General features: G+C 74.0%; 14 protein-coding genes. 2 read left to right on the top strand and 12 right to left on the bottom strand.

From position 1 onward, the window contains the following. Positions 1-2: 2 nt before the first annotated feature. The 9 genes from ACR807_RS01875 to ACR807_RS01835 form a co-directional block, all read right to left on the bottom strand. The gene (locus tag ACR807_RS01875) at positions 3-551 is read right to left on the bottom strand and encodes a response regulator transcription factor (RefSeq protein WP_438919400.1); all 549 of its coding nucleotides are present in this window, start codon (positions 549-551) and stop codon (positions 3-5) included. Positions 552-1,286: 735 nt separating this feature from the next. Continuing rightward, positions 1,287-2,708, bottom strand: coding sequence for a DUF6297 family protein (locus tag ACR807_RS01870; RefSeq protein WP_438919399.1), 1,422 nt, complete (start codon positions 2,706-2,708; stop codon positions 1,287-1,289). Next, positions 2,705-3,325 carry an ABC transporter ATP-binding protein gene (locus ACR807_RS01865; RefSeq protein ID WP_438919398.1) on the bottom strand — a complete coding sequence of 207 codons (621 nt, stop codon included), beginning with the start codon at positions 3,323-3,325 and terminating at the stop codon, positions 2,705-2,707. The genes ACR807_RS01870 and ACR807_RS01865 overlap by 4 nt, the downstream gene beginning before the upstream one ends. 396 nt (positions 3,326-3,721) lie before the next feature. Further along, positions 3,722-4,480: an SDR family oxidoreductase gene (locus ACR807_RS01860; protein ID WP_438919397.1), complete on the bottom strand. Its 759-nt coding sequence runs from the start codon at positions 4,478-4,480 to the stop codon at positions 3,722-3,724. After that, positions 4,467-5,717, bottom strand: a complete 1,251-nt coding sequence (locus ACR807_RS01855) for an MFS transporter (RefSeq protein WP_438919396.1) — start codon at positions 5,715-5,717, stop codon at positions 4,467-4,469. Before ACR807_RS01855 ends, ACR807_RS01860 begins: the two co-directional genes overlap by 14 nt. Positions 5,718-5,741: 24 nt before the next feature. Beyond that, positions 5,742-6,320 (bottom strand): DUF5825 family protein, encoded by a 579-nt coding sequence (locus ACR807_RS01850; protein ID WP_438919395.1) that lies wholly within the window; start codon positions 6,318-6,320, stop codon positions 5,742-5,744. Positions 6,321-6,349: 29 nt separating this feature from the next. Further along, the gene (locus tag ACR807_RS01845) at positions 6,350-8,197 is read right to left on the bottom strand and encodes a RiPP maturation radical SAM C-methyltransferase (protein ID WP_438919394.1); all 1,848 of its coding nucleotides are present in this window, start codon (positions 8,195-8,197) and stop codon (positions 6,350-6,352) included. A gap of 181 nt (positions 8,198-8,378) precedes the next feature. Then, positions 8,379-9,089 carry a hypothetical protein gene (locus tag ACR807_RS01840; protein ID WP_438919393.1) on the bottom strand — a complete coding sequence of 237 codons (711 nt, stop codon included), beginning with the start codon at positions 9,087-9,089 and terminating at the stop codon, positions 8,379-8,381. Between the two features lie 238 nt (positions 9,090-9,327). Continuing rightward, positions 9,328-9,894 (bottom strand): ATP-binding protein, encoded by a 567-nt coding sequence (locus tag ACR807_RS01835; RefSeq protein WP_438919392.1) that lies wholly within the window; start codon positions 9,892-9,894, stop codon positions 9,328-9,330. A gap of 166 nt (positions 9,895-10,060) precedes the next feature. Here ACR807_RS01835 and ACR807_RS01830 point away from each other — a divergent pair, with 166 nt between their 5' ends. Together ACR807_RS01830 and ACR807_RS01825 are read left to right on the top strand one after the other, a co-directional pair. Continuing rightward, positions 10,061-10,294 (top strand): MbtH family protein, encoded by a 234-nt coding sequence (locus ACR807_RS01830; protein ID WP_438919391.1) that lies wholly within the window; start codon positions 10,061-10,063, stop codon positions 10,292-10,294. 602 nt (positions 10,295-10,896) lie between these two features. Then, positions 10,897-11,157, top strand: a complete 261-nt coding sequence (locus tag ACR807_RS01825; RefSeq protein WP_438919390.1) for an EF-hand domain-containing protein — start codon at positions 10,897-10,899, stop codon at positions 11,155-11,157. 112 nt (positions 11,158-11,269) lie between these two features. On the opposite strand, the gene ACR807_RS01820 is transcribed toward ACR807_RS01825, so the two are convergent. The 3 genes from ACR807_RS01820 to ACR807_RS01810 form a co-directional block, all read right to left on the bottom strand. Beyond that, a complete protein-coding gene (locus ACR807_RS01820; RefSeq protein WP_438919389.1) occupies positions 11,270-12,103 on the bottom strand; it encodes an alpha/beta fold hydrolase in 834 nt (277 codons plus the stop codon). Between the two features lie 8 nt (positions 12,104-12,111). Then, a complete protein-coding gene (locus ACR807_RS01815) occupies positions 12,112-12,984 on the bottom strand; it encodes an alpha/beta fold hydrolase (protein ID WP_438919388.1) in 873 nt (290 codons plus the stop codon). Between the two features lie 62 nt (positions 12,985-13,046). After that, complete coding sequence (locus ACR807_RS01810) at positions 13,047-15,773, bottom strand: ATP-binding protein (protein ID WP_438919387.1); 2,727 nt, start codon at positions 15,771-15,773, stop codon at positions 13,047-13,049. Between the last annotated feature and the right edge of the window lie 68 nt (positions 15,774-15,841).

Here is a 15,841-nt window from a genome sequence, read left to right as displayed (position 1 = left end):
GTTCACGGCCTCCGGACGGTGTCGGACAGTTCACCCACGTTGATCAGCCCCGTCTCGTAGGCGTAGGCGACGGCGCTGGCGCGGTTGGGCAGGCGCAGCTTGCGGAGCAGGTTCTGCACGTGGAACTTGACGGTGCTCTCGGTCAGCGACAGGTTCCGCGCCATCTCCGAGTTGGTCCGGCCGTGCACCAGCAGGCGCAGCACGTCGGTTTCCCGGCGGGTGATGCGCTCCACCTGCGGCTCGCTGCGCTCGGCGGCGCGCGGCGCGGGCCCGGCGTAGAACGCGTACCCCGCGGCCAGCATCCGGATGGCGCTGAGGAACTCGTCCGGACCGGAGCTCAACGGCAGGACGCCCACGCGCGGCGCGTCCGGCAGGGCGGTGTTGTCGTCCACCACCAGCACGTTCGCCGAGGGCCTGCTGTCGAGGAACCGGCGCACGGCCAGCGGTGCGCGCGGGACGTCCGCCAGGCACCCGATCACCACCACGTCGGGCAGTTCCCGGGTGTGCCTGGCAAGACCGTCGAACGTGTCGACCTGGTGGGTGACCACCATTCCGGGAGCCTCGTCGAGGATTTTTCGCATTCCGATCCGGAACAGCGTCCTCCGCTCGGCCAGGACGACTCGGGTAGGACTGTCGGTGAATGCGTCGTTCACGGACTCAGGCCCCCATTCTGGTGTGTGCGCGACGCAGCCGTCCACGGGTGGCGTGCGCACCGGGGAACGCCCCGGGCCGCCGGTCGAACAGCTTCACCCCATCGCCGCGCGCAGTTCCGGTACCGTGCCGCCGCCCGGCGCGCCGATCCGACGACGGGTCGCCGATCAGCGGAACCGTGCTCCCGCACCCCTCCGGATCGCGGTCACCCCATGCCCGGCATCACCGAGCGCACTCGCTGCGCCACGGGCGATGCGACAGGCGTCCTCGCGTCGGCCATGTTCCCCCCAAGCCCCCAGGATTGTCCGAGGTGGACCGATTCTCCCAATGCCGGACCAATAGTTCACGTTTCACACGATCAACTCAACCCACTTGGAAAGATTGAGCCGAACGGTCGTCACGAGTAGTCCGCAGGACCGTGGCGCGAAATTCCCCGAACCGTCCGGTGACCCCCTGACCTGGGCGTAGGACCGGATACGGCCTCCCGAACCCGCGTGCCGGGTGCGCAGGATCGCGGTCATGTCGAAATGACGTGGAATAGCCGGAAAACCGGGAGCGACGACCCCGCCCGCCTGCGTGACCGAGAGCGCCGCCGCCACCACGCCGCCGACGACGACCCGCCGAACGGTCGGGCCCTACCCGGTGACGACGGCGACCTGCACCACGACCAGCACCAGCAGCAGACCCGGGCCCCGCATCACCTGCCGCACGACGTTCACGGGCACGAGGCCGTACGGGGTGTCCACCACGCCCGCCGAGGCGTAGTCCACGTCCGGGCGCGTCGCCATCCGGTAGGTCACCGCCACCGCGCCCACCGCCGACACCACCACCAGCACGGGCGCCGCCACCGGCAACGCCGGGAACGTCACCGCGCACCACACCAACGCCCCCGACGCGGGCACCACCAGGTGCAGCAGCCGCTGCTCCCGGTCGGTCCCGCCGAGCGCCCGCCGCAGCGCCGCCGACCGGGCCACCGCGCGCAGCCCCGCCGCCAGCCGCTCGGTCGCCAGGAACGCCGCCACCAGGTGCACCGCGCCCACCGCGGCCCCGGGCAGCACCTGCGCCGCCGCGTACGGCACCACCGCCAGCCCGGCCCACGTCGACACCGCGGCACCGCCGCGCCGCAACCGGACCAGCTCGGCGCGCAGCACCACCGCCGCACGCCCACCGCGCAGGGCGCCGGACCGCACCCGCCCGACCGCCCGTGCCCGCCGGGCGGCGAGGACGTCGGCCAGCATCGCCGGGTCCAGCCATACCGCCGCCGCCCGTGCCGCGTCGACCAGTTGCGTCCCACCGGTCAGCGCCGCGCGGGTGAACCCGCCCAACCCCCGCCACGCCACCGCGGTCGCCACGACGGCCGCCACCACGACGACCGCCACCGTGCCGGCCGCCACCGCGACGACGGCGGCCGGTGGCCACCACGTCCCCGCGGGCAGCCACCCGCGACCCAGCGCCGGCACGACGGCCACCAGCGCCACGGCCACCGCCACGACGACCCGCGACCACCGCTGCGCCGACACCACCGCCGCGGGGTCGCGCTGCAGCACCACGGCCACCCCCACCACCAGCAGCCCCACCGGCACCCCCGCCGCGGCGACGACACCCGCCGCCCGCCCGGCGAACGGCCCGAGCGCCGCGAACAGCAGGCCGCCGCCGACCGCGCCCGCCGCCAACGCCGCGCCGAACCGCCCGAGCAGCAACGACCGCCGGTCCACCGGTGCCGCCAGCAGCCACGACGAGGCGGCCGACGACACCGCGACGGGCCCGACCGCCAGCAGCAGCTTCAGCACCAGCACCACCGCGAGCAGCGCCACCGGGCCCAGCAGCAGCGGCGTCGAGCCGCCGGACGCGAGCAGCCCCGAGGCCGCGTCGGGCACCGCGGACAGGCCGCCCCAGGCCAGCCCCACCGCCATGGCGCCGCCGAACAGCCCGTCCGAGGAGTCGAGCACGCGCCGCCTGAACGACCTGGGGTCGCGGACCCGGCCCAACCGCCGCAGCTCGGACCTGACCGACGCGGCGGACGGCGCGAGGGGCGGTGCGAGGGGTGACGCGCTCACCCGCCCACCTCCACGAGCACGTCGGCGACCTTCGTCACCAGCTCCTCGTCGTGCGAGGCCAGCAGCACCGCCGTGCCCGCCTCCTTCTCCGCCACGAGCCGGTCCACCAGCCACCGCCGCCCGGCGACGTCGAGCCGCTGCTCCGGCTCGTCCAGCACCAGCAGCCGGCGCGGCCGCACGAAGCACGACGCCAGCGCCAGGCGCCGCTGCTGACCGCTGGACAGCGTCGCGGGCAACTGGTCGGCGGCACCCAGCAGGCGCAGCTCGCCGAGCACGGCCTCCACCACGGCGTCCGGGTCGTCCGCGCGGTGCGCCCACGAGTACAGCCGCAGGTGCTCCACCACCGACAGGTCGGGGAAGAACGCCACGTCGTCCAACGCCGCCGCGACCGCCGCCCGCACCTCGGGCGCCGACTCGTCCAGCTCCACGCCGTCGAGCAGCACCCGACCCGCGTCGGCGACGTCCGCGCCCACCACGCACCGCAGCAACGTCGACTTGCCCGCCCCGTTCGGCCCCACCACGGCCGCGGCCCGACCGGCGTCCAGGTCGAAAGCCACGCCGTCGAGCACGACCAGCTCGCCGAACCCCTTGACGAGCCCGTCCACCTTCAGCAGCACGCCGTCCCGACCTCCGAGTAATCGCTTTCCCACCACCGTCGCGGCGTCCGCGGACGTCCGGGGCGGCGGTCCGGCGAAGCTACCACCGGACCGGGGCGACCCGGCTCCCGACCGATCACGCCGCCGCCACCGGCGCGGGGCAGCGCTCCCCGTCCACTGCTCGGGCGAACGCGGGCTCGCCGGGGCCGAGTCCGGTGACCACCGACAGCGACCGCGCCCGGAGTGCCGCCTCGAACGGGTGGCCGCCGGACGACGCGACCCACCTCCTCCGGCAGCGCGGTGAAGTCCGTCGCCCACGACCGTCCCAAAAGGACCGGGGACGCGACGCCCGAACCGCCGCACCGATCCCGTCGACCCCGTGAACGGGCCGCGGCCGGTTCCCCCGGCGCGGCCCTCCTACAGCCGGGTCCAACCGCCGTCCGCGGTCAGCTGTTCGGCGGTGACGTACGAGGAGGCGGGGGAGGCCAGGAAGAGGACGGCGGACGCGATGTCGTCGGGATCGGCGAGCCGGCCCAGTGGCACGTCGCGGGCGATGACCTCCTTCATCGCCGCCAGCTCACCCGGCTCGATGCCGTACTTGTCGAACATCGGGGTGGACGTGGGACCCGGCGCGACGCTGTTGACCCGGATCCCCCGGTCCCGCAGCTCCGCCGCGAACGACCTGGCCAACGAGCCGACCGCGGCCTTGGTGGCCGCGTAGACGCTCTGCCCGAGCGCGCCGCGCTGGTCGAGGCAGGAACCCACCAGGACGACCGACGCGCCGTCGGCGAGCAGCGGGGCCAGTCGCTGCACGGTGAAGAACGTGCCGCGGAAGTTGACCGCGACCTCTTCGTCGAACGCCTCGGGGGTCACCTCGCCCAGCAACGCGGACCGGCTGATGCCCGCGTTGGCGACCAGCACGTCGAGGTGACCGACCCGGTCGCGGACCTCGACCGCCAACCGGTCCAGGTCCGCCAGGACCGCCTGGTCGGCGAGCACCGCGTGCACCTCACCGCCCAGCTCCTCGACGGCGCGGTCCAGCCGTCCGGCGTCCCTGCCGGTCACCACCACCTCGGCGCCCGACGCGAGGAACGCCCTGGCGGTCGCCCACCCGATCCCGGTCGTGCCGCCCGTCACCAGCACCCGCTTGCCGACCACGCCCTCAGCCACCACCACCGCGCCCCTCCTCGGACGACCGGACGACCTCGCCCCGCTCCGCGCCCCCGGTCCGGGCGATCCGCAGCGCGGCCGGGATGGCCGCCGCTGCGACGACCGCGCCGACCAGCACGGCGACCTGGGTGGTCGCCACAGCGGCGACCAGGGCCGCGACGGCGCCGCCCGCCGGCAGGATCACGTCCTGGCAGCTGCGGATCGCCGCGAACACCCGCGCCTGGAGGTCCGGGGGCGTGCACCGCTGGCGCACGGTCGCGGCGTTGACCGCGACCACCACGGCGCTCGCGGAGAACAGCACCTGGAACGCGGCGAGGAGCACCACGGGAATCCCCAACGCGGCGGCGGGGATGAAGAACAACGCCACCGAGGCGGTGCCGAACCCGAACACCAGGCTGTTGCGGGGCCCGAACCGGTCGGACAACCGGCTCACCACCGCCGAGCCGGCGAGGGCGCTGAGCCCGCCGACGGCGGTGATCGCGCCGAGCGTCGCGGGGTCGAGCATCAACGGCCCGGTGGCGTAGACCACCCACAGCGCACCGATCATCGCGCCGCCGAAGTTGAGCAGCAGCATCACCACGACCGCCGACCTCAGCAGCGGCTCCGCCAGCAGGTGCCGCACCCCCGCCGTCCACTCACCCAGACGGGTGGCCGCCCGCGTCGTGCTCACCGGTGCGGGCCGTTCCCGCAGCAGGAGCAGCAGCAGGCCGGACACGACGAAACTGGCCGCGTCGACGGCGATCGCCACGTTCGCCCCGGCGAGACCGACCACCGCGCCCGCGGCGGGCGGCCCCGCCACGTCGGCGACGGCCTGGACCCTGGCGAACCACCCGTTGGCCGCGGGCAGCTGGTCGGCCGGGATCGCGCGGGGCAGGTAGCCCTGCAACCCCACGTCGAACACGACCGCCCAGCAGCCGCAGGCGAACGTCAGCAGCAGGACCAGCACCCACCCCGCGTGCGACCCCGCGTTCGGCGCGAGCACCACCAGGGCGAGCAGGAGCGCGCCCCGGGCCAGGTCCGCCGTCGTGCACCAGGAGCGGAGCCGGTCGCTGCGGTCGAAGTACGGGCCCAGCAACGCCGCCGCGACACCGGGCAGCGCGTACGCGGTGAACAGCAGCGCCGCTTCGGCGGGCGTCGCGCCCGCCTCGGAGATCGCGAACATCGGCAGCGCGAGCAGGGTGAAGCGGTCACCGAACTGGCCGATCACCCGTGCGGTGACCAGGGTGGGAAGAGGGGGGATCATGCGGCTCGTCTCGGGCGGAGCGGATCAGATGGCGGAGAAGGGTACCGGCCACCGGCGGAGGCGGTAGGGCAGCACCAGGACGCCCCCGGCCCCCACCACGCACAGCTCCGCTTCGCGCAGGTCGGCGACGGCGGCGGCGTGTTCCCCGTCCGCGCTCGTCGTGTCCCCGTGCTCGGCGAGCGCGACGAACGTGGCCGCGTCCGGGTCCTCGATGACCATCCGGGCGCCCTCCACGTGCGGCCGGACGTCCTTGACGGTCACGAAGGACGGTCCGATGCGGAAGAAGCACTGGCCGAAGTCGTACGACTGCCGCCACTCCCGCACGACCGCGGCCGACCCCTCGTGCACCCACGACGAGGGCGGGAACAGGTGGTGCAGGTGCCCGGTGTCCTCGGGCGCCGCGCCCAGCGCCCAGTCGACCCGCAGGCCGTAACCGGTGGCGTCGCGGATCAGGTGCAGCGCGTGCGACGACTCCGGGCCGTCCAGCAGCACGTCGACCGGGTCGGTCAGCTCCAGGTCCCGGACGCCGGCGCGCGCCAGCTCCGGCAGGCGGGAGCGGACCTCGGCCAGCGCTGGTGCGGCCACGGGGAGCGAGTGGGCCATCCGAACCCCTTCCGGTGATCTCCGCGGTGTCAGTTCGTCATCACCTTGACCGGCGTGTGCCGGGTCGCGACCGCCACGTACTGACCGTTCTCCGTGAACAGCAGCCCGTGCCCGACCATCCGGTCGACCCAGGCCCGCAGCCGCGGCTCGTCGACGTCGTGCCCCGCGTCGACCAGGTGCCGCGCGAGCGCCGGCAACGACCGGCCGTGCTCCAGCTGCCCGTAGGCCGCCACGAAGGCGGGTTCGGCGACGCGGTGGTCCGCGACCGGCCAACCGGCGCGCCGGTCGGCGAGCACGAGCCCTTCCCCGTCCTCCACGACCGAGAGGGTGCTGTGCGGGTAGGCCTTGATCCAGGCGCCGATCGCCTCGCGCAGGTCCACGACCTCCTGCTCGGTCAACCCCTGCTCGGGCGTGTCGAAGAGGTACACCATGTCGTGCACGGCCTCGTCGGGGAGGTCGTAGAGGTAGCGGTACTGGTGGGCGGGCCGCCGCTCCGGGAAGCCGAGCGCGGGGTTCTCGAAGTAGGGGCTGAACCGCTCGAGCAGGATCCGCGCCGCGTTCGCCGGCGGTTGCAGGTGGTGCAGGGAGCGCAGCTGCGACACCACCGGCGCGTAGTCCGACGCCCGCTCGCCGGGGAAGCCGTAGAGCCAGTTCCACGACACGGTCAGGCTCGCCGACTCGCAGTCGCGCAGCGTGCGGACGTTGCGGACGCCCGAGACGCCCTTGTCCATGATGCGCAGCACCGGCGAGGCGAGGGACTCGATACCGGGCTGGATGTGCGCGATCCCCGCGTCCTTGCAGCGGGCGATCTGCTCGGTGGTCAGGTTGGACTTGACCTCGTAGTGGATCCTCAGGTCCCAGTCGAGTTCCGCCACCGCGGGCAGCACGGTGTTGAAGTAGCTGTTGTCGATGATGTTGTCGACGGTGATGATGTCCAGCACCTTGTGCCGCGAGACCAGCTCGGTGATCTCGCCGATCGCCCGCTCCGCCGTCTTCGCCCGGAACTTCATCAGCGACCCGTTGAGCCCGCAGAACGTGCAGTGGTGCTTCTCGCCCCACCAGCAGCCGCGCGAGGTCTCCACCACCAGCTGCGGCTCGACGTAGGCCGACACCGGTGACCCCTCCAGGACCTCGAACCAGTCGTCGAAGTCCGGCACCGGCAGGTCGTCCGGCAGCACCGGGCGGCCCGTCGCCGCGTTCACCCGCCGCTCGCCGCCCTCGCGCCAGCACAGCCCCGCCACCGAGGCCAGGTCGCCGTCGCCGTCGAGCGCCCGCAGCAGCTGCGGGAACACGTGCTCGCCCTCGCCCCGGACGACGAAGTCGACGAAGTCGAAGTTCCGGTGCAGCGCGACACCCATGTCGCCGTCGCAGTTGCCGCCGCCGAACACGACGACCAGACCGGGGTCCAGCTCCTTGAGCCGCTTGGCCAGCGCCAGGCTGGGCACGTTCTGCATGAAGGTGGTGGTGAAACCGACGACCCTCGGCCGCGTCGCCAGGACGTCGTCGGCCGTCCGGTGGATGAACGCCTCCGCGTGCTCCCGCATCCGGCTCACCAGGGGGAAGTCGATCTGCCGCCCCGCCGCGTACTCCGCGAAGTCACGCACCCCGAAATCCGGGTCGCCGTGCAGCACACCGGTGAACACCCAGTCGCCGATGCCGTCGAAAAGCCCGTTCTCGGCGATGTCGGTGTATTCTTTCACACCGATCTCCTCGTCGGTCTCCGTCATCAGGTGCTCACACCACTTCACCCCGCCGTGGTACGAAGCCGGCACCGGAAGACCTTCTCTCCGGCACACCGAGCGCAACAGCCCCAAGGGGAGCGACGGGGATTCGAGGGCTTGCCAGGGCATGGAGACGAGCAGCACGTCGTCCGTCATCGCATTCCGTTCCGCTCGGCCCGATTGGTGTTCGGTGCAAGTGGGAGCACCGGTGTGAAGGGTGCTCCCACCCTTCACGCCGGATCAGCGGGTTTCGCTGTTCGGCAGACTGGTGCGCACCACGTAGCGGCACACGCCCCTGGTCCTGTCCTTGATCGGCACGCGCTTGATCTTCATCTCCTCACCCCCCTCCGACGACGAGGTTCATCGCGGACATCCTGTTGCGGTGGCGCGTGCGGAACCAGCGGGCGAGCACGGCGGGGTTCTGACCGGTGAGACCGGCGATCATGTCGGCGAGGTCCTCCACGTCGGCGTACCGACGGCAGACCTCCAGCCACTCCCGGCTGTGCTCGCGGTACTCCTCGCGGACGCGCTCGTCGCGGAGCGCGCGGGCGAGGTAGCTGACGCCGACGGCCACGTGTCGCGTTTCGTCGCGGCGCACGTAGTGGTAGATCTCGCTGAGCCCGTCGTCCCGGAAGTACCGCTTCAGCAGCAGGAACTCGTCGGCCGCGAAGCCCTCCAGGACCGTGTGGGCCAGGGCCTTGCCCAGGTAGGGGAGGCTGGTCAGCTGGTCGTCGAGCGGCGAGATCTCGTCCACGCAGTTCTCCGCCGACCCGCCGACGTGCTCGGCGTACCGCAGGAAGGCGTCCGCGTGCCGGGCCTCGTCCGCGGCGGCGGCGGCCATGTCGAACCGGTAGGCGACGTCGTCGGTCTCGGCGGCCAGGGCGGCCGCCGTGACCAGTCCCGCCTGTTCGGCGTAGTAACTGCGCGAGGCGAGTCGCCACCCCAATTCGGCGCGCCGGTCGTCGCGTTCGCCCGGCTTCCGGGAAAGGATTTCGCCGACATTCCAGGGGAGTTGTTCGAGGGCCGAGCGGAACAGTTTGTACGCCACCGCATCCGTGTACAGCTCATCAGGGCGCAACAGCGACATACGACCCCCAGACACCCCGATAATTGAATTGCGCAGAGTGGCTCACCCGTTTCCGACAGTAGCGACCACCCATCGACGTCGTCAAGGCGATCGGTCTGCGGAATTGCACTCGACAAGCCGGACCTCGACCCATCCCGTGTGGAATAGCGCGCGGACCCCTTGGTCCGGGTCGACCGAAGGGGGACGCACCGCCGGTGGGTCAGCGGGGGATCGGGATGCGGCCCCACACGACTTTCAGGTCGCCTTCGTGGCGCACGCCCCAGTCGTTGCAGATGGTCTCGACCATCTTCATGCCGTTGCCCCTGGTGGCGTTGACGCTGGAGGAGCCGACGACGGGGTCGCGGTCGGGGGTGGCGTCGCGGGCCTCGACGACCAGTTCGGGGCCGCGGTCCGGGTGGACCTCGCGGCGCAGGAGCAGGTACCTCGGGTCGTCGGCGTGGTCGCAGGCGTTGGACGCCAGTTCCGTGGCCACCAACTGCACGTCGAGGATGAAGTCCTCGTCGTGCGCGTGCAGCGCCTCGCCGATGTGGTGGCGCACGGCGGCGAGGTCGTCGCAGACCACCGAGGTGTCGATCGGCACCTGGTCGGTGGTCCGGCCGGCTTTGGCGTGGCCGTCCGCGCCGCGCTCCTCCTGCGGAACCGTCGCCTCCCGATCGCGACCCGCCGGCGGGACGGCCGGGGCGGGGGTGGCGGAACCGGGTCTGCGGCCCTCGCGGGGCCCGTCGGGACCGGACGCGGGGGTGGGGTCGGAACGGGGATCGATCATCGCCCCTGATTGCCCGGTTCGCGCTCACCTCACACCTGGTTGCACCGTTCAGCCCAACGCTGTCGTGGATGAGTCGGGTACCAATGGGGGTTCGGCACGGTCGATCACCACTTCTACCGCCCGGTTTGTTAAGTTAGGCTCACCTAAAACGAGGAGGAGTTCCCCGATGGCGACCAACCCCTTCGACGACGAGAACGGCACGTTCCACGTGCTCACCAACGACGAGGGCCAGCACTCCCTGTGGCCGGCCTTCGCCGAGGTGCCGCAGGGGTGGGCGGTCGTCTTCGGCCCGGACGCCCGGCAGGCGTGCCTGGACCACGTCGAGGCCAACTGGACCGACATGCGCCCGCTCAGCCTGGTCGCGCGGACGGGCGGCACGGCCGCCGGCGCGGCGGGCTGACGCGACCACGTCCGGTACCGCCGCGGCCGCGACGCGCTGCGCCCGCCGCGGCCGGCCGTCCTGTCGAGACGACCGGGCGCGCCCCGGCTCGCACGGATCGCGGTGACCGGCCCCGAACCGGCCGTCTCCGTCCACAGTGGAACCTGAAACGGGTGCGGGTGCCGACGGGTGTGCGCCGTGCCGCAGGCCGCTCCGCCACCGTGACCGACACCGCGACCCCGGCGCGCTCTGGTGAATACACGGGTCCAACGACCCTGATGGGGGTGTCCGGTCGGTCGGACGCATTCGGGTCCCGTATTCGCGGTGCGCGGTTCACCGGGCGGAACGACGTCCCGGTCGCAGGCCGATGACCGTCCACCGGTGGTCCGCACGCCCTCGCGACCCCGCTTCCCCTCGGGTCGGCGGAGGAGCCGGTGACCTCGGACATCGCCCGCATCGTCGCCGAGCACCGGGAACCGTGGTCCACGCCGGATGACCCGGGTGCATCGCCCTCCTGCGTTTTCCTCGTCCCCGGTATTCGGCAGGCCCTGGACCGGGTTCTCGCACCGAATTCCTCCGGGCCGAGAACCCGCGAACGCCATCCACCGAGACGAGGCCGACCCGTGTCGCACGACATCACCGAGCGGAAGTTCACCATCCTGTTCGACTGGTTCGACCACACCGACGACGGCCGGCTCACGCACCCCGACTTCGAGCACCTCGTCCTGGGCATCGTCAACGCGCTCGTGCGCGCGCTGGACAGCGACGGCAGCGGCAGCATCAGCCACGCCGAGTTCCGCACGGCCATCGAGGAGTTCTACCTCGGCACCGACCCGGAAGCGCCCGGCAACCGGCTGCCGGGCAGTCCCCTGACGACCGGGTAGCGCTGGAGTCGCACGCGGTGCTCGGGCTGCCCGGGGACCTGACCGCCGTCGGGCGCTTCCACGTCACGTGGCGCACCCCGGCCCCGCCGATCGCGGGGCCGGGGGAGAGGGGTCAGCCCGCGGCGCGGACGACGAGGTCGACGACCGCGTCCGGACGCGAGACCGCCACGGCGTGCGAGGCACCCCTGACGGTCACGGTGGCGCGCGAGCCGGCCCGGTCGGCCATGAACTCCTGCGCCCGCAGGGGGATGTTCTTGTCGGCGCCGGCCAGCAGGAACCACGAGGGGGTGTCCGCCCAGGAGGGGGCGCCGGACGCCTCGTTCAGGGCGGCGTCCCGGATGGGGCGCTGGGTGCTCGCCATGAGGGCGGCCTCCCGCGCCGGGACGTCGGCCGCGAACTGCTGCCGGAAGAGCGAGGGCGCGATGTGCAGGTCCTGCGAGCCGTCGGGCAGCGGGACCGGTGCCAGCGTCCCGCCCAGCGTGCTGCCGGGGTACTTCCCGGCGAGCTGCGCCGCGGCCTCGCCCTCGGCGGGGGCGAAGGCGGCGACGTACACCAGCGCCTTCACCTTCGGGGCACGCGCCTTCACGTTGGTGATGACGGCACCGCCGTAGGAGTGGCCGACGAGCACCACGGGCCCGTCGACGCCGGCGAGGCGCGCGTCGAGGGCATCGGCGTCGGCGCGGACCCCGCGCAGGGGGTTGGCCGCGGCGACGGCGGTGAAGCCGCGTCGCTGCAACCGCTCGATGACGGGGTTCCAACTGGAGCCGTCCGCGAAGGCGCCGTGGACGAGGACGATCGTGGGCTTCCGCCCGGCTGCCGGGTGGGGGGCCGCGGGGTGGGAGGCCCCCGCGTCCGACGTGCCGAGCAGGGCGAACCCGGCGACGGCGGCGAGCACGGCCAGCAGGGCGGTGGTGCGTGCGGTGACGCGGTGCGTGAGCGTGTGCATGTCCGTCCTCAGTCCGCGAGGAACGCGATCAGGGCGGCGTTGACCTCGGCCGCGTGGGTGAGCAGCAGGCCGTGCGGGGCGCCGTCGACCTCGACGTAGCGCGCGTCGGGCAGGCGGCGGCGGAACTCGCGGGCGGTGGCGTCGATCGGCAGGATGCGGTCGGCGGTGCCGTGCAGGATCAGCGACGGCACGTCGATGCGCTCCACGTCGGCCCGGAAGTCCGTCAGCCACGCCGGGACGCACGCGTACGCCGCCACGGGCGCCGAGGCGATGGCGGTGGTCCAGTTCGCCCGGAGCGCGGCCTCGCTGAGGCGGGACCCGAGCGTCTCGTCGGTGTTGAAGAAGTCGACGAAGAAGTTCTCGTACCAGGCGTAGCGGTCGGCCTCGGCCTGCTCGGCGATGCCGTCGAACACCGACTGCGGCACGCCCGCCGGGTTGTCCTCCGCCTGGAGCAGGAACGGCTGGAGCGCGCCGAGGAACGCCGCCTTCGCCACCCGCTGCGAGCCGTGGGTGCCGAGGTAGCGGGCGACCTCGCCCGAACCCATCGAGAAGCCGACGAGGACGACGTCGCTCAGGTCGAGCTGGGTGAGCACCTCGTTCAGGTCACCGGCGAAGGTGTCGTAGTCGTAGCCCGTCATGGTCCTGCTCGACCGGCCGAAGCCCCGGCGGTCGTAGGTGACGACCCGGTAGCCGGCCTTGACCAGCGCGTCGGTCTGCTTCTCCCACGACTGCCCGTCCAGCGGGTAGCCGTGGATCAGGACGACCGGCTGGCCGGAGCCGTGGTCCTCGTAGTACAGCTCGACGCCGGTCGAGCCCTCGGTGCCGACGGTGATGGTTCCCATGGTGCCTTCCCGCCCGTCCGCCGCGTGCGGATCGGGCACGGCACGAACCTAGGGACCGGGCGGGACCGGTCGCGTCCGTCGGACGACGTCTTCGGCGTACGTCACGGTGTCGGCAGCACCGCGGCCAGCTCGCCGCGGGACGTCACGCCCAGTTTGGGGAACATCCGCTGGAGGTGGGTGCTCACCGTCCTGGGCGAGACGTACAGCCGCTCGCCGATCTCCCGGTTCGTCAGCCCCTGCGCGGCGAGCTGGGCGACGTGCAGCTCGGTCGACGTGAGCCGGTCGACGGCGGCCGGGTCCTGGCGGGGGGAGGAGGTGCCCGCGGCGCGCAGCTCCTGGCGCGCCCGGTCCGCCCAGGCCGACGCGCCGAGCGCGTCGAAGACCTCGCGCGCGGCCTGGAGGACGACGCGGGACTCGGCGGGCCGCCGGTGCCGGCGCAGCCACGCGCCCAGGGCGAGCTGCACCCGTGCCCGCTCGAACGGCCAGTCGACGGGCACGGCGCCGAGGGCCGCCCGGTAGAGCGGCTCGGCGGCGTCCGGCGGGCTGAGCAGGGCGCGGGCGAGGCGCAGCCCGCAGAGCAGGGCGGGGGACGGGGTGCGCTCTTCGAGCGGGGCCAGTTCCGCCAGGACGTCCCGCGCCGCGTCCGCCGACTCGCTGCGCACGCCCGCCTCGACCAGTTCGGCGACCCCGTAGAAGCGCAGCCAGGGGTGGAAGGCGGGGTCGGCCGGGTCGAAGACGCGGTGCAGGTGCCCGAAGGCGTCGCCGTAGCGCCCCTGGCAGAGGGCCGCCTGCCCGCGTGCCATCTGGACGATGGCCAGCGCGGGGCGCGCGCCGCCGGGGAGGGCGGTGCGCTCCGCCTCCGCCGCCCACGCCTCCGCCCCCGGGTCGCCGCAGACGGCGGCGAGCTGCGCGCGGATGGCGTGCACCATCGCGTGCACGAGGGGTTGACCGGTCTCGCGGGCCAGCTCGGCGGCTTCCTCGGCGGCGAGGTGACCGGCGCGCACGTCACCGAGGCGCGCGGCGCTCCCCGCCTGGACGCAGAGGGCGCGGGCCAGCATCGACAGGCGGCCCTGCGCCCGCAGGGCGTCCAGCGACCGCGCCGTCAGCCGGCCCGCCAGGGCGGGAGCGCCCACCGTCACCGCGGCACCGCCCAGGAGCTGGTCCCCTTCGGCGTCCTCGGAGGACCGTTCCAGCTGACCGGCCAGGCATTCGAGGACGGCCCGCCCGCGCTCGACCGGCGCGCAGTACGCCCGCAGGGCCACCAGGTCGGCGTTGTCCGCGTCCACGGGCATCCGGTCGACGGCCTCGGCGACCCGTCGGCGCGCGGCCGGACCCGGTTCCCCCCAGAAGCAGTGCAGGACCGCGCCCCACAGCATGCGCAGCCCCAGCACGGGCTCGCCACCGGCGGCGATCCCGGTGGCCAGCTCGGCCAGCTCGGCGGTCGCGGTGCCCTCGCCCCGCGCCGACCCCTCGACCAGGGCGATGCCGACCCAGGCCGCCCGGCCCTGGTCCCGGACCGAGAGGTCCAGCGACCGCGCCCGGGCCAGCAGGCGCGCCGCGACGTCGCACTGGCCCGACTCCAGCGCGAGCTCGGCCGCGCGCAGCAGCCGGTCCGCGCGGGCGGACGGGTCCGCGGTCAGCTCCGCCGCCCGCCGCAGCGCGGCCAGGGCCGCGGCGACACCGCCCCGCCGCAGGGCCCGGCCGGCGGTGGAGTCCAGGTCCCGCGCCGCGTCCTCGTCGGGCCCGGCGGTGGCGGCGGCGCGGTGCCACGCCTGCCGGTCGGGCTGCCCCCGGAGCCCGGAGGCGAGGGCGGCGTGCGCGGCCTGCCGTTCCGCGGCGGTCGCGGCGTGGTGCATCGCCGAGCGGACGAGCGGGTGCCGGAAGACCAGCCCCCAGGGCTCCACCAGGCCCGCGTCGACCGCCGGTTGGAGGGCGGCGACGTCGACCGCCGTCCCGAGCACCAGGGAAGCGGCGGCGAGGCACTCGTCCATCGTGCCGTCACCGTTGAGGGCCGCGAGGAGGAGGACCGCCCGGGTGGCGGGCGGAAGGCGGGAGACCCGTGCCGTGAAGGTCCGCTCCAGCCGCTCGGTCAGCGGCAGCGGGCCCGGGGTGAGCGCGTACGCCCCGCCGATCGACCGCAGCGCCACCGGCAGCTCGGTCAACGCCAGCGGGTTCCCGGCCGCCTCCGCCAGCAGCCGCCGCCGGACCTGCTGCCCCAGGCCGGGGGCCACCGCGTCCAGCAGCTCGCCCGACACCTCGTCCGTCAACGGGTCCAGGTGCAGCACGGGCAGCCCGGCGCCCCCGAGCCGGTCGTCCAGGCCGCGGGTGACGGCGACCAGGGCGAGGGGGTCGGACTCGATCCGCCGCGCGACGAACCCGAGCACGTCGAGGCTGGCCCGGTCCATCCAGTGGGCGTCCTCGACGACCACCAGCAGCGGCGCCCTCACCGCCGCGTCCGACAGCAGCGTCAGCGCGGCCAGGCCGACGAGGTAGAGGTCGGGCACGGCCTCGTCCACGAGCCCGACGGCCGCGCGCAGCGCGGCGCGTTGCGGTCCGGGCAGCGCGTCGATCCCGTCCCGCAGCTGGTGGACCAGCTGGTGCAGGCCGGCGCAGGGAACGTCCTCCTCGGACTGCACCCCCACGGCCGTGACCACCCGGGTCCCGCGGTCCGCGGCCCGCGCCGCCGCCTCGGCGACCAGCGCCGACTTGCCGATCCCGGGGGCGCCGAGGACGACCACCGCGCCGCCCGCCCCGGAGGCGGCCTGTTCGACCAGGTCGGCCAGCGCGCGGCGCTCCGCGTCGCGCCCCAGCAGCGCCCGTCGTCGCATGCCCCGCTCCGTCCCCTCGTGCGATTCCGCCGCACAATGGCACGCGCGCCGCTCCGGGCGAAAGTGAG

Source organism: Saccharothrix sabaoui (assembly GCF_051756985.1).
Classification (GTDB): Bacteria; Actinomycetota; Actinomycetes; order Mycobacteriales; family Pseudonocardiaceae; genus Actinosynnema.
Note: the sequence above shows the minus strand (reverse complement) of the source record. Positions and strands in the feature narration are given on the sequence as shown.